Source organism: Paenibacillus sp. FSL K6-2393 (assembly GCF_038002545.1).
GTDB lineage: Bacteria > Bacillota > Bacilli > Paenibacillales > Paenibacillaceae > Paenibacillus.
The window spans coordinates 5878451-5892710 of sequence record NZ_JBBOCU010000001.1; the positions used below are offsets into that span (position 1 = coordinate 5878451).

The window sequence follows — 14260 nt, forward strand, 5'->3', positions numbered from 1 at the left end:
GCTCTAAACGAACGTTTTTACAACATCTGAATCCCCTTAACATATAAAAAATCCTCTTCAAGTAAACGGCTTGTTCGTAACGAACATCGTTTATTTGAAGAGGATTAATCTGTTTAACAACACACCGCTCAACGGGGCGATGGAGGATATTATTTTATTCCAAGTATGGTCTTATTTCTCGAATCGGAACCAGCCGAAGTCAAACTGACTGCCTGGCAGGAAGATAAAGCTTACTTTCTGCTCACCTGTCACCTGCTCAAGCTCAAACACCCGCTCCTCATATCCACCCGACTGTGTGAACTCAACCAACTGGTTGCTCTGTCCGTCCGCACCTGCGAAGCGAATATGAATCGTATTTTTATCAATCGGTGAATGACCGTAGATCACGAGCTTGGATGTGCCTTCTGCCGTAAAGTCCATGTTTTCAAACTCCAGCGACACGTTGTTCCCGATACCTTCTACTCGATCAGCTTCAATTTTGAACGTATCTCCATAGAGATGGTCACAGGATGCAGCCGCATTCTGCTCAAAGGCCCGACTCTGACGTTCGAAGGAGAAACCTTTAATATGAATCTTCTGTTTCAGTACAAAACAGATTGATGTAATTCCGCTAAGACGTTTGGATAATTGGTATGTCTCCTCCTGATATACATTCCAGATGGATTCTTTGTCATACACCACATCTGCGATCATCGTACTTCCTTCTTCATCCGGCATACCTTCCCATATCTGAATGAAGTAATCCTCAGTGGACAACGTAAAGATCGGAATGGTAATCGTATCGGAGCCGTACGGTCCGAAGTCAATATTACGGAAGCCTACGTGCGTTTCCCCGTCGCGACTTGTCGCTACCCCACGCTCATTACCGTTACCAACCTCACCTTTGGTGTAATCGTACAGTCCGCCCGTGATGAAGCCGTATGGATCTTTGTAAGCTGTGCCGAGACCGTCCGCCTTGAACTCCAGCTGGGAGATAAGTTTGGTTTTATCCGTACCATTAGTACTGGTTGCGCGAAGTCGGAACTCCCCGTCACCTATAGCCGATACCTTTACCGCATGTTGGTGCTCAACATTATCGCCCGCTTCCGCTTGAACAGCTTCCACTTTGGCAATGTTGGACTCAATCCCCGCATCATTTACAACAGCCCACTCGATGTCCCGGTAGGAGGTGTTCTCCGGATACAGCTTGGCGGTTACGACCAGCTTCGGGTTGGACGGATCGAGTAACTGTCCTGCTTTACTGATGATCTCAATTTTCCGCAAAGGAATCTCCTGAGCGTTCCCCGTCAGCACCGGACGTTGTTCATTGTTCATGAAGACAGTTTGCACTTGCTTCTCATCAACCAGTTCCGCATCCACAATACGCGATTCAAACTCAGCTAGAGCCCCTTCCAACCCTTCAGAAGAAACTTCAATCCGTACTGTTCCAGGTTCATTTGTTGCTCCGATAATCGCCATCAGTTTGCCGCTGAACAGTCTTCTACTCAATCCTTTGTATGGATCATAGTCGGTGCTGTCCCCGTTATCCAGACCCAGCAATCTTCCTGCACCCGTCACCTGAACTTGTACGCGGTTGTTTGCATTGTGAACTGGATTACCCGCTTCATCTTCAACATCAATTTCTACAAAAATGAGGTCTGTACCATTCGCTTGTAGATGCTCCCGATCCGCTTGCAGACGGATTTTCTTCGCATCCGTATAGGATCTTTGCACATCGGTTGCAATGATCTGACCGTTCTCATCGTAAGCGATCGCTTTCAGCTCGCCCTCTTCATAAGGCACTTTCCACCAGCCCGACAACTGTGTTCCATTGGCATGATCGATATCGTACGTGCCAATGGTTTTACCGTTGAGTTGCAGTTCAATCTTCGGCGCGTTGCTGCACACGCGTACATCAATAATCTGACCCGGACTGAAATCCCAATAAGGGAACAGGTGAACCATCGGACTTTTCTTATAATCCGTCCAAGCCGCTTGGTAGATGTAATAAGAGTCTTTTGGGAACGTTGCTGTATCCAGCTGTCCAAAATACGAATTCTTCGTATGATACGGTGTCGGCTCTCCGATATAATCGAATCCGGTCCACAGGAACTGACCCAGCGAATACGGTGTATCCCGCTCTGCCAGAATGCAGTATTCTGCCGACTTCGCGCCCCAACTGGTCGTACTGTTACCCAAAGCCGAGCACTGCTCATCATCATCTGCCAGAATCGGCTGTTCGAATGGGAAATGATATATCCCACGACTCTGCACCACCGAAGACGTCTCACTACCATAGATAATCCAGTCAGGATGCTCTTCATGATGTTTGTCGTAATATTTTTCCGCGTAGTTGTACCCTGCCAGCTTCACGATATCTGCACATTTTTGTGCATTTTCCCAAGGCATGTAGTTCGAACCAATTGTCACGCCAGCATTACCTTTTGGATCAAATTCCAGCACATAATCCATCAGCATCCGAGTTACTTCCTGTCCACGCTCATCCGCATGGGTATCATAGATTTCGTTCCCAATACTCCACATGATCAGACTGGCATGGTTACGGTCGCGTTTCACCCAACTCTTCACATCCGTATGCACCCACTCTGGGAAAAATCTCGCATAATCGTATGGCGTTTTGGCACGTTCCCACATATCAAAAGCTTCAGACACAATCAGCATACCCATCTCATCCGCAAGTTCCATGAACTCTTTAGCAGGCATATTATGCGCGGTGCGGATGGCGTTAACACCCATTTCTTTGAGCAAAACGAATCTTCTACGCAATGCCGTCAGGTTAAACGCAGCTCCCAGTGCCCCGAGATCATGGTGTTCACACACGCCGTTCAGCTTCATCTTAACTCCGTTCAGGTGGAACCCTTCATTGGCATCCAGCTTGATATCCCGGAATCCAATACGCTGTGATACCGATTCAACTGTCCGTTCTTCCTGATCATCCGAGGTCAATCGCAGCTCCGTCACCAGTTCATACAGATGCGGTGCATCCGGGCTCCACAAGTTTGGACTCTCCACAATGATCTGTTGGCTATCTGCCGATACCACCATATTCTCACCCACCGAAGCCGTAACATTCGCTTGGCTGGATGCCACCATCTGACCTTCATACCGGATCGTATGCACCAGCTCTGCTTGCTGATTCTGTTCCAGGTTCAGCTCCGTATCCACTTCCACCTGCCAGCCATTCGGCTGCTGATTAATGGATACATAGATTCCATCCGTAACAATATGGTTGCGGTCTCTCGTCTTCAGCCACACATGGCGATAGATTCCGGCCCCGGAATACCATCTGCTGTTCGGGCTCTGATGCACCACTTTGACAACAATCTCATTGTCGCCTTCCACCAGTGCATTCGTGATCTCATGTTCAAAAGCAGAATAGCCATACTTCCACTCCCCAACAAGCTGCCCGTTCACATACACCGAAGAGTCCATGTATACGCCATCAAAACAAAGCAAAAGCTGCTGCTCCTCATCCTTCGTATAATGGAACGTCTTACGGTACCATCCAATGCTGTTCTCATACAGTTCAAGCGTATTATATATCAGCCAATCATGGGGAAGTTCCACAGGTTCATATACCAGACCCGCAGGTTCCGTAACATCCAGCTTACTTTTCGCAAATTGCCATCCATCATTAAAAAGCCTCTTCTGATTCATGGTAGATTCTCACTTTCTTGAAGTAAATTATGATTGCGGTTACAACAATAGATGTCGCTTTTTCCGAAAACCTTTTCGGTAATACACAAGTATGACTATAACACATAACCCGATTATACCATCAGTCTCTTTCCTATACCTCCATTTCATAAGATTTTTTAGCCATAATGATGAACGTTTTATTCCCTCCAAGCATTTTAACTTTCGATGACAACAAACCAAAAAGGCAACCCGTCAAACGGGTCACCTTCTCTATTCTATAAAGGCCAATATATCTTCTTTAGGGGCATTAATGATTTAGCCTCTGAATCAAATGCATCATAATGCTGATTAATCAGCTCTACCAGAAGATCTGCATCTACCAAAGAAACTGGAATGTTAGAACGTTCTGCTTCATACTTAGCCTCTCTGGTGAATCCCCCAGTTGAAACATAAACCCCTTGATCACCGGGTCTTAACCCTCCGATAAAACTTCGAATTTCATTGGATCCCATCGCGTTTTTCCTATGTTTAACTTCCACCATAATTCTAGGCTGTTGCAGCCCCAAACCATCTGGTGATGCAATAATATCTCTTCCACGATCAGGTCCTTTTACAGATATTCTTGTTTTGTATCCCATGCCTCTTAAGACACCAGCTACGAGACTCTGCATTTCTTCCCAATCTAAATGATTGAATTTGTCCTTTATAAATTCATGTGCTCTTTCAATTACATCTTCCTTGATTGTATCTAGTTCTGCCTGTTCTTTCTCAGTTTCTTCCGGTTGTGATTCAAAAGACTCGGTACTTTTGGTTTTCAAAAAATGGATCAGTTCCTTCACTGTTTCATTTTGCAATGCAAAGAGAGTCATTATCGAACCTAGAGAATTACGAGTGTTCGCTGTTAAAACATCCCGATTAACTAGTCCGTTCCACAACACCTTTCTATAGTGATTTTTGTCCGAAATAACCCCTTCACCAAATTTATAGTCTGAAGTAATTTCCCCAATTAGATACTCGCGTGTTTGAGGATTATATGTAACAACCAAATCTCCTACTTTCATTTCATTAGCAAATCTGATTAACTGACCCGCTGTTATATTTACTTTGCCATCCTTATAGTCGGGATACTCGTCACGAAGTCGCTTCTTCACATCATCGATATGTCTCACTTGTGCCAATGAACCTACTTCATTCCAACCAATGGCTATCATCTGTGTTTCTTTGAACTCTTCAAAGAGATATGCATTCTCCCCGGCTCTAATAAACCAATTATTTTTACTCATAAGTTCCTCCATAACTTGCTTATTTCTAACTTAATTAGAAGTTTCGGCATGGAAATGACATTCCCTGCATGAAGACTGTATATAGTTCAGTAATTTATTACACTTCGAACTGCAAGATTATTGTTAAGCAAATCTAAAAGATGACTTGAATTACCTCAAGTCACCTCTTCTTTGAATATGTTTTATACATCTTTAAATCTCTATCCCTTGTAAAAAGGGTTCCACCCTATGCCTTTGCCCGATGGCATCGCACCAGGCACCCCATCCGCTTCAAGCAGCGGACGGACAACTAACTTCACGGGCCACTCCCTGCTCTCGAATATCGCATGAGCGAGCGCGGCCCGGTCGGATTCAGGAAGCTGCACATGTTGCAGCGCTTCCTTCCATGCCTGCTCGGTGATCTTCCATAACTTCGTTTCCGGGATGTGATACACCTCGCTCAGTGCCTCCATGATCGCAGCCAGATTCACCTGCGTCCCCAAAGACTGCACATAGAAAATCAACTTCTGGATCGTCTCGTTATACAGGCTGTTCGAGTAGCCTGGACGAATATGATAGGCAGGGTCTGCAATGCCATGCTTGTCCAGATAAGGCTGATGCAAACGCACGGAATCATGATCGCGGAACAATAGACCTTTTACCTGATTATCCCGTAACACCAGACAACAGTTCTGACCATGAATCTCAGGTACAACGCCCACCTTGAACAGACGCATTACGATATCATAAAACGTAGTAGCTATACTCGTATAAAAGCCTAGGACATCCGCGCTACTCAGGTTATCCCCCAGAATCTCGGTTAATAGATGATGCCCTTCCAGATTCACACCCAGTGCGGCCATTGGGATTACTTTGTAGGCTTCATTAAGCAATTCAGCGGGATACACACGAATCTGTGCAGCCAGATGCCGGGGATGATCATCGAACAGTCCCATGGATTCTGGCATCAAGCCCCACCAGTTCTGCTCTTCACACATGTACACCTTGTCCTTCAACGTCTCGTCACAGGCAACGGCCTGTCTTAACATCCGTTCTCCGGCAAGACCATTCAACATCTTGACTACCGGAAGATAACGAGCAGCCCCCAGAGACAGCACACTAACCGGTAGCTTGAGCATCAGGGTGGATTCGGTTGATGGAGCCATCGAGCGCAGAGATGATGTGGCCTGTACGTCGCCCACTTCCACATCCAATACCACAATGCTGCCTTCTTCGATCTCTCTCGTGAAGCGGGGCAGAATTACATGCTCCAATTGCCACGGGTGGACAGGCATCGGCAGGTATTCGTGCAACGTAATTCCTTTCCGGGCAAAATCGTCTTCCACCTCTCCGCGCTGAACATCGTCTAACACATCCAAAATGGACAATCCATCTTCACACCCTTGCTGCACGGCATCCAGTCGTATAGCCACCCAGCGTAGCGAAATCGCCTTCCCGAATTCTGCTGCATACCGTGTGACATCTTCTGCGTTGAATCCCACTTTGGCTTTGGATGATGGGTGAAATGGACGATCCCGCAATGCAGCAACACGTTCGCCTTTGATAAACCATTCATAAGCAGATACCGGAAAGTTGGCGGACAGATACTGGACTTGTTCCCAGGCCAAAGCAAACTGCTCCACAGCAATATCCAGACTAGTCAGGAATTCCGCCACTCCGGGCTGCGCATAGGCCTCATCCGACAAAGCCCTCTGTAACACCGCACGTCCAACCTCTGCCGGAGAATCAAGGAGAACCCAGCTCCCATCTACCTTCTCCTCGTAGATCGGTGAACCCTGAACCCACTGAGTCCCCTGTCTTACTCCTGTCTCAACCAGACACAGTACACCTTGCATATGCAATCTGACATGAGAAGAACCATTCTGTATGTGCTCTTCGCTGTCATATCCCTTGTACAATCGACGGAACGGTGCAGGTGCTTCGGCAAAATCAATGAATGGGTTATCCTCAAGTGGAAGCAATTGCTCCGACAAAAATGAATTCATCAGATCCGCCATAATCCGGCGTTCAGCGGCTTGCAGACTGGAACGCTTCATCAGTGTTGACATGATTATTGTCCTCCGTTAGATAATGGAATGCCGGGTGCGGATGCCCCAGAAAATCATGATGCGAGATGGTCCAGCAATAAGCCCCAGACTTTTCAAACAAAACAATATCTCCCACGCGCAGCAGTGCTACCTCCGCATCGGAATGCATGCGATCCTTGGGTGTGCATAGCTCACCTACCACATGAACTCGACGACCTCTTACCTCTGGCCGGGCAAATGAATGCTTCCAACGGTCCGTCTCCATAATCTGGAACGGGTGGTTATGCCCCCATGAAGCAGGCAGACGATTGTGGTGCGTACCTCCTCTTAACACGGCAAAATACTGATCATGAGAAGTTTTGATATCCGTAACCTCTGCTGCGTAGTACCCATGGTCTGCCACCAGAAGACGGCCCGATTCAAAATACAGCTGACCTCCGCGTGAAGCAAGGCGTTGTCTGGCTTCACTTTGTTCAAGTAAGGAAGTAAACAACGGCCAGTCGAATCCGGGACTGCCATCATACGTGACACCGAATCCGCCTCCTGCATTCACCACTTCTATAGGAAGATCATACTGCTGCTGCCACTGCTCCACCTTTTGCAAATACAGCTCGATCATCTCGGTGTGCAGCCTTGCATCCATATTGTTGGACAAAGAGTGAAAATGGAAGCCGCTTAACCGAACCACACCCGCGCCTTCCACACGAATGAGTTCAATGGCTTCTTCCACCGCCTCTTCATCGATTCCAAAAGGACTCGGCCCACCGCCCATGACAATCTTCGTCCGAGGCAACGTACTGCTTCGCAGATTGATTCGGAGCAGAATGCGCACCTCCTGCGCTTGCTTCTGTTTTTGCTTCTGTTTTTGCTTCTGCTCTTGCATCAGTTCCTCGCCGTATGCTTGCGTATATCTCTGCTCCGGGTTCTGCTCCCATTCTTGCTTCTGCCTGCTCTCCTGCACCTGCTCCTGCTCCATCTCTCGCTCTTTCGCAATTGCAATGATGCGCCGAAGTTCCAACAGACTCTCCACATGGATGTAACTCACGTCATTCTCAATCGCCTGCCGCAGTTCGCTCTCCTTCTTACCCGGACCTCCAAACAGAATCGGAACCTTTCGACTTACCGCTCTAACCTTGAGTAACTCTCCAATCGAAGCCACTTCAAAGCCCTTTACCAATGGAAGCAACGCCTCAATGATCCGCGGATCTGGATTCGCCTTGATAGCGTAGAACAACTGTGTGTTGCCGGGCATGCTGCCCAGCATCTGACGTACCTGTTCCTGAATGCCAGCCAGATCATAGACATACGCACATACCGGGTCTTCATTCCTCCGTTGAAGTTCATCGATCACCTGCCATACACTAGGTTTCATATCTGCCCACCCGCATTCCTGTAGTCATTCCGTTTCTGAGCATATGCCCGAAAAGCCGTATTCCGATCATCACCCAGCACGTATATATGTACTCCCCGCTCAGCCCAGAGCGACATGTCTTCCACGCCTCTGATGACCGTTGCATAAGATACTTCGCACTGTTGCGCAGTAGCATGCAATTCATCCAGCACACGTCTCACATCCGGGTGCTCTGTCTGCCATGGCACACCGAGAGATTGCGACAGATCAGCCGCACCTTCCAATACAAAACTCACCTGAGGATGAGAAAGGATCTGTGCACTTTGCCGAACGCCCTCCACACTTTCGATCATGGGAACAACCATCACTTGTTCGTTCGCTTCCCCAATGTATTCAGTGAGCGGATATTTCCCAAATACACCGGGACGACCGCTATTCAAGCTACGCATGCCAACCGGATGATAGTAGGCGTGGCGAACCGCTTCCTCCACCTGCTCCAGTTGCTCGACATGCGGAATGACGATGCCTTGGGCGCCACAGTCCAGCACTTTCAGAATCTCCGCTCGTTCCACTTTCGAGATACGTACCAATGGGGTTAGGCCGACCAGTTCCGCCGCACGGACCAACTCTTCCACCGATTCCATCGATGTTGCGGCATGTTCCAGATCAATAATGACAAAGTCATATTCTGCATGTCCGATCATCTCAATGATCACCGGGTGTGGTATGGATACAAAAAGACCATAAACTGGCTGTTTGCGTGCAATCTTTTCCTTCAGCGTGTTAACTTTCATTCGACGATTCCCTTTAATTCGGGCGTTCCCTTGGATTCAAGAGCATCCTTCGATACCTTGAGCGGATTACTCGCCTTACGGAAATATAACTCCCCATCCCCATACAGACGGCGCTTGGTCATCTCTTCGATCAGTGCATCTTCGGCAAAAAGGTCAAATGCTGCGAACCGCTCCGTATACTGCGGGTGCTGCTTCTGATAATCTACAATCACACCTGCGCACAGCTGCCAGAACGCTTCCTCCGACAACCCAAACTTCTCAAGCGCCAACGCAATATCCGTCATGCAGATAAAAAAGAATGCATCATACGTATAGTCACGGACTTCCGACACATCTCCTGCATAGATGAAGGAGTACCGATTGAACTTGCGATGGGTTTCCGGTTCCGGATTCAGCTTCGGTGCCCGTTCCGGGTGCAACAGTTGATCCGGTACATAGCGAACACCATCATGCAGATCCTTGATAAGGATTCGTTTCGGCAGATCGTCTTCCAATACCAAAATAATATTCTGAGCATGAGATTCCAGTGCAATCCCGTGTGCATAGAGCAGATGGATAATCGGCAGTGTAACCGTGCGAACTAGGGCCTCGCTCCACTTTTCCACACCATGTCGTTCTACAGCATCCTGGATAAATGGAACACCATCTGGTTGTACCAACATCAGTGCATTCAGCGGCCACGCCGTCTCACCTTGCTTCAGATGAACCGATACATTCTCTCGCCAGATGGCTCCGAGTGTACCGTAGGCCCGTCCATACTGCGTTGCAGGCAACTGCTCATATCGGAACGACAGCCCCATAATTTCTTTTAAAATGCCAAACTGACCCTGCTGCAACAGCTCATCATCACGAACGAGTTTATCCAACCAATCGCTGATCAGCGGTGCGTTCTGGGTTGTATGCTGTGCCAGAATACGTGTGCTCGACGTGTTGGTGATGCTGAGTGCCAGTTTGATGTAAGGGGCTTCTGGATTCATCCGGTTCGAGAGTGAACGGATCGACTGCTGCGCGCGATAGGGCGAAGACGATGGGCCGAGGTACACGATGTCCCCATCCATCAGCTGACGGGCATATACCGACTCCAACTGATGCTCCCACTGCCATGGATGAACCGGAATGAATACATATCGATCACCAATGTCAGAACCTATTTCTCCAACCTTGCCTGTTTCACTTCCAGGGCCGCAGACTGCTTCGCTGTCCTTTCCATAAGCTGTTTCATGATTGGTCTTCCCAACACTTCCACGAATGGTCCCACGAACTTCTGTATCGATTGGATACCCGTCTGCACCCGCTTGTGATTTCTCATTCATATCCCCTCGACCTTGTTGTTGCAGGATCTGATGAAATCGCTGTGCGTCCTCTACGGTCAGATGTTGCCCCACCAGTTCTTCAGAGCTATATCCCGCGGATACAGCGGTCTGAGCAAATTCTTTTTTCACAGCAACCCAGACTAATGCAACCTCTGAGTTAAACTCAGGGCCATAGTCCAGATTGTCTTTCAAAGAAAATCCCAACCTCGACTTATAACTCGGGTGGTACAGATGACCATCAGTCATATGACTTTCGAGCGCATCATAATGTCGATCTTCATTCGGAATGTTCAAGGGCAACATAGCTTGGCACTGGCTGTCCTTTGCCATCGTTTCGAGCAGTTCCTGGATAAAAGCCGTCACATTTGTACCCTTCAAAGCGTTCAGCACGATTTCCTCCAAAAACAGATCCAGATCGGTGCAGGCTACGCCCTCTCTTTGAATCGAACCCTTCTTCACTTTCACCCGGCCAAATGAAAACTTTCGCTCCGCTTCACACGTGTACGCCACAGAATCGCCGGAAGATGTAAGGCCGCTGATTCGCCATTCGCTCCCACTTACTTGACTGTCAAGAATGCATTCGAACCACATCGCCTCCAACGTCTGCCGCATAATCCGTTCCTGTACACCCACGTAGACTGCTTCTGTCCTGCCGCCTGCTTCAGCCCTGTATCCCACGACTCCCACGCACTTCACTCCCTATTCGTTTCATTACATTGCTCACCGGCACGTAGGCCGGGGTCTGGCTGATCCCCCTTAGACAACTCACCAAATTTTGTTTGGCCAGAAATGCATCCGTTGTCAGCAGATGTTGCACATATGCATTGCCCGTTCGTTCCAGTTCCTCCACAAGTACCTCACGTACCTGCTTCCAGAAATGCTCCTCCGGGACGTTCACATCTCGCGCCAGGACATGAATCAGAGACCCCAGATGATTGACAATAAAATAGTACGATGTCCGCGCCCAGGCTTTCTCTCGCGAATAAAATAATAAATCGGACGCAGCACGATCCTGCTCACTTATAAGTTCCTCATCTACACTGACCCCTTCCAGATCGCGGACGATAAACTCCACAGGCATCCCATCCTTTAAGGTCACAAGGGTATTCTGCAAATGGGCTTCAAAGTGAATGCCTTTCTCTCCCGCCGCTCGTACAATCGGCAGCAGAGAACATTGCAGATATCGATCCAGCCAGCGCTCAGCTATGTCACGTCCACCACCCAGCATCGTCATCAGTCTCGACCACATCCCGGGAAGTGGTGACTCAACCAGACTGGATAAGACATACGTATTCTCAACATCAAACTCAATGGGTCGATACGCTATCGTAAACAGACTGGTTAACTCTTCATCTTCAAAAGCACAAGTGGCTACACCTGTCTCATACGCAATATACGTGTTCGGTTCAGCACCGAAGCAGTCATGCTGCCTGACGTACTTGGAGGCATCCAGTGTTCTGCGCATCTGTTCAGCACTGTTGGTGCGAATCATGTTGGTGATCTGCATGTTCAGTGACAACTTGATATTGCAGTTCCATTCGGGAAGATAAACTGTACGGACCGAAGAGGTTGGATAGACGGTAGGCCCCGCACTACCGAGTAGGATTAATTTTTCATCTCGAATATAGTGCTGTACCTCGGACAACCGTGATATGTATGCGTATTGCCATGGATGGACAGGCAGCAGCTCATACATTTCACTCTTTTCTTTTAAAATAGGCTCCACATGGCTCCACAGTAAGTCTTGCAAATCCATTGCCGTCTCGTCATCCACCCATTCCTGCACGTAGACATCCTGCCTCACGGCGATATAACAGAGTTGAAATGATGTCCGTAACTCCGGACTGTACTTCTGTACATCCTGCTCGCTGAAGCCTTTGGAGTTCTTCGGAAACGGATGGAACGGATGACCATACAACAGTGACTGTTCAGATGTACAATAGTCGTGGATGTCAAGACCGGCTGCTTGTTCGATATACAACGTAAGGTTGCCCACACTGTTATCTACCTTTTGTGCAAAATCTCTGGCATACGCCGCCTCGTCACGATTCGTATTCTCGCCCTTTGGATGTGCAATATCCACCTCAAGTGAACTCTTCATTTCCATCGCACTCTTAGGTACTCCATGGGAATAAGAACTCGCTCCCCGTGCCGTATCTCCACTTAGCTCAGATGTGATCCAACGAACCAGGTCGCCATAATGAACTATTTCCCCGCCAGATTCCATGCTGAGGTATTCATGCTCCCCCATGGCAGAGTAATAAGACAAGCGTCCTGTCACCTTCACCCTACTAGCTTGAAAAGCAACAGCGTACGTCAGCGTACTTGGATTGATCCAAATATCGCTTTTCTTCTCTAGCGCAAGTTCACGGATGTAACAGTTCAGCAGCAGTTTGCACGAATGTTCATGCGCCTGCTGCTCAGCTTCAGACCGGAGCTTGTTTTCCATCTCGAACAATGATGCCAACCTTCTTTCGGGTTATAAGTAAGACCAGGGGAAGTGTAAGCAGTATGGCGCAGCCAAGTCCGATACAGATCTCTTTGAGTGCTCCCCATTTTGCCATCTCCATGGACGTTCCTGCCCCGGCAAGCCATTGCCAACGCATATCGTAATATAGGGTCATGCCCATCACCGCAAACGAAGAAGCCAGACGCTCAATCGTGGTTGATAACACCGACCCTTCGTGCATGTCTTCGTCCGGTAATGCTTGCAGACCAATAGCAGAGATACTCATGCCTGACAGGCCAACGCCAATTCCGCGGCACGCCATGAGCATCCCGATGATCCAGATCGATGCTCCCATGGGCAGAAACGCAAACGATAAGATCGATATCGACACCAGCAGCGTGCCCCATGCGATAAAATGTATGGATCGACCGCGATCCAGCAAACTGCCGCCAATCCACATGAACAGACTGGTGCAGGTCGACAACGGAATGAACAGCGCACCGGACAGGGCTGGCGACAGGTGGAAGACATCCTGGAACAACAGTGGCAATGCAAAGATCACGCCAAACATGACACAATCCTGAATGGTCGAGATCAGCACGGTCAGCGGAAAGACGGCATTACGCCGCAGCAACTGGTACCGAATCAGTGGTTCCTTGCGACCGTTCTCGGTCTGGACAAAACGAATAAGTAATACCACACCAAGCGTAATCAGCAGCCAGGGTACCCATACCGCCACGGCAGGACTTGCATACAACTGTACACCCAGACTAAGGGCACCTACCGCGCAGATCAGCAGTATGACACTGGTTGGATGCCAACGTTTCCTACGGGCAGGAATATAAGTCTGAATAACTCGACCGCACCCGATGAACGAGAATACAGCCAGCGGCACATTGAGCCAGAACAACATTTCAAGCCGTCCATACTGAATGATGAAGCCACCCAGCGTTGGTCCAGCAGCCGGAGCCAGCATAAGCAGCAAGCCCCACGCTCCTGTAATTCGTCCCCTTACCTCCGGTCCGTATACATCAAACAGCAACACAAGCGATAACGGAATCATAAGCCCGGCGGCAACCCCATGCATGAAACGGACAAGCAACAGTACCTCAATAGAGTGATAAAATAGTGCACCTGCCACCGAGAATAGTCCATAGATGCTGATGCCCAGCATATACGTCTGCTTACGCCCCAGTCGGTCCACGATTAGGGAAGCCAGCGGCATCGTTAACGTCATAGCCAGCATGTACAAGGCAATGATCCATCCGCCTGCTGTCGTAGAGATCTGATAATATTGCACAAAATAAGGCAGCAGCAGGTTAAATGCACTGTTGGTCAGTACCAACGAAAAAGCACCGAGCAGAATCGCGAGTAATACTGCATGCCTCTTCATCAGGGATAGGT

General features: G+C 48.6%; 8 protein-coding genes. All 8 read right to left on the reverse strand.

Features of this window, described 5'->3' with window-relative positions:
- Positions 1-171: 171 nt before the first annotated feature.
- The 8 genes from MHI14_RS26170 to MHI14_RS26205 all read right to left on the reverse strand — a co-directional run bounded on the left by MHI14_RS26170 (position 172) and on the right by MHI14_RS26205 (position 14249).
- A complete protein-coding gene (locus MHI14_RS26170) occupies positions 172-3657 on the reverse strand; it encodes a glycoside hydrolase family 2 TIM barrel-domain containing protein (protein ID WP_249911738.1) in 3486 nt (1161 codons plus the stop codon).
- Between the two features lie 257 nt (positions 3658-3914).
- Entirely contained in the window at positions 3915-4922 is a 1008-nt protein-coding gene (locus tag MHI14_RS26175) for a restriction endonuclease (RefSeq protein ID WP_338591270.1), read from the reverse strand.
- 200 nt (positions 4923-5122) lie between these two features.
- Positions 5123-6970, reverse strand: a complete 1848-nt coding sequence (locus tag MHI14_RS26180) for an IucA/IucC family protein (protein WP_341131580.1) — start codon at positions 6968-6970, stop codon at positions 5123-5125.
- Entirely contained in the window at positions 6930-8321 is a 1392-nt protein-coding gene (locus MHI14_RS26185) for a type III PLP-dependent enzyme (RefSeq protein WP_341131581.1), read from the reverse strand. Before MHI14_RS26185 ends, MHI14_RS26180 begins: the two co-directional genes overlap by 41 nt.
- Positions 8318-9094, reverse strand: a complete 777-nt coding sequence (locus MHI14_RS26190; protein ID WP_341131582.1) for an HpcH/HpaI aldolase family protein — start codon at positions 9092-9094, stop codon at positions 8318-8320. The genes MHI14_RS26185 and MHI14_RS26190 overlap by 4 nt, the downstream gene beginning before the upstream one ends.
- Positions 9091-11094, reverse strand: a complete 2004-nt coding sequence (locus tag MHI14_RS26195) for an IucA/IucC family protein (RefSeq protein ID WP_341131583.1) — start codon at positions 11092-11094, stop codon at positions 9091-9093. The genes MHI14_RS26190 and MHI14_RS26195 overlap by 4 nt, the downstream gene beginning before the upstream one ends.
- Positions 11069-12856, reverse strand: a complete 1788-nt coding sequence (locus tag MHI14_RS26200) for an IucA/IucC family protein (RefSeq protein ID WP_341131584.1) — start codon at positions 12854-12856, stop codon at positions 11069-11071. The genes MHI14_RS26195 and MHI14_RS26200 overlap by 26 nt, the downstream gene beginning before the upstream one ends.
- Positions 12834-14249 (reverse strand): MFS transporter, encoded by a 1416-nt coding sequence (locus MHI14_RS26205; RefSeq protein WP_341131585.1) that lies wholly within the window; start codon positions 14247-14249, stop codon positions 12834-12836. Before MHI14_RS26205 ends, MHI14_RS26200 begins: the two co-directional genes overlap by 23 nt.
- Between the last annotated feature and the right edge of the window lie 11 nt (positions 14250-14260).

Bases quoted from the DNA above. Each gene is read 5' to 3' on its own strand.
- MHI14_RS26170 (WP_249911738.1), bottom strand. From the start codon at position 3,657: ATGAATCAGAAGAGGCTTTTTAATGATGGATGGCAATTTGCGAAAAGT.
- MHI14_RS26175 (WP_338591270.1), bottom strand. From the start codon at position 4,922: ATGAGTAAAAATAATTGGTTTATTAGAGCCGGGGAGAATGCATATCTC.
- MHI14_RS26180 (WP_341131580.1), bottom strand. From the start codon at position 6,970: ATGTCAACACTGATGAAGCGTTCCAGTCTGCAAGCCGCTGAACGCCGG.
- MHI14_RS26185 (WP_341131581.1), bottom strand. From the start codon at position 8,321: ATGAAACCTAGTGTATGGCAGGTGATCGATGAACTTCAACGGAGGAAT.
- MHI14_RS26190 (WP_341131582.1), bottom strand. From the start codon at position 9,094: ATGAAAGTTAACACGCTGAAGGAAAAGATTGCACGCAAACAGCCAGTT.
- MHI14_RS26200 (WP_341131584.1), bottom strand. From the start codon at position 12,856: ATGGAAAACAAGCTCCGGTCTGAAGCTGAGCAGCAGGCGCATGAACAT.
- MHI14_RS26205 (WP_341131585.1), bottom strand. From the start codon at position 14,249: ATGAAGAGGCATGCAGTATTACTCGCGATTCTGCTCGGTGCTTTTTCG.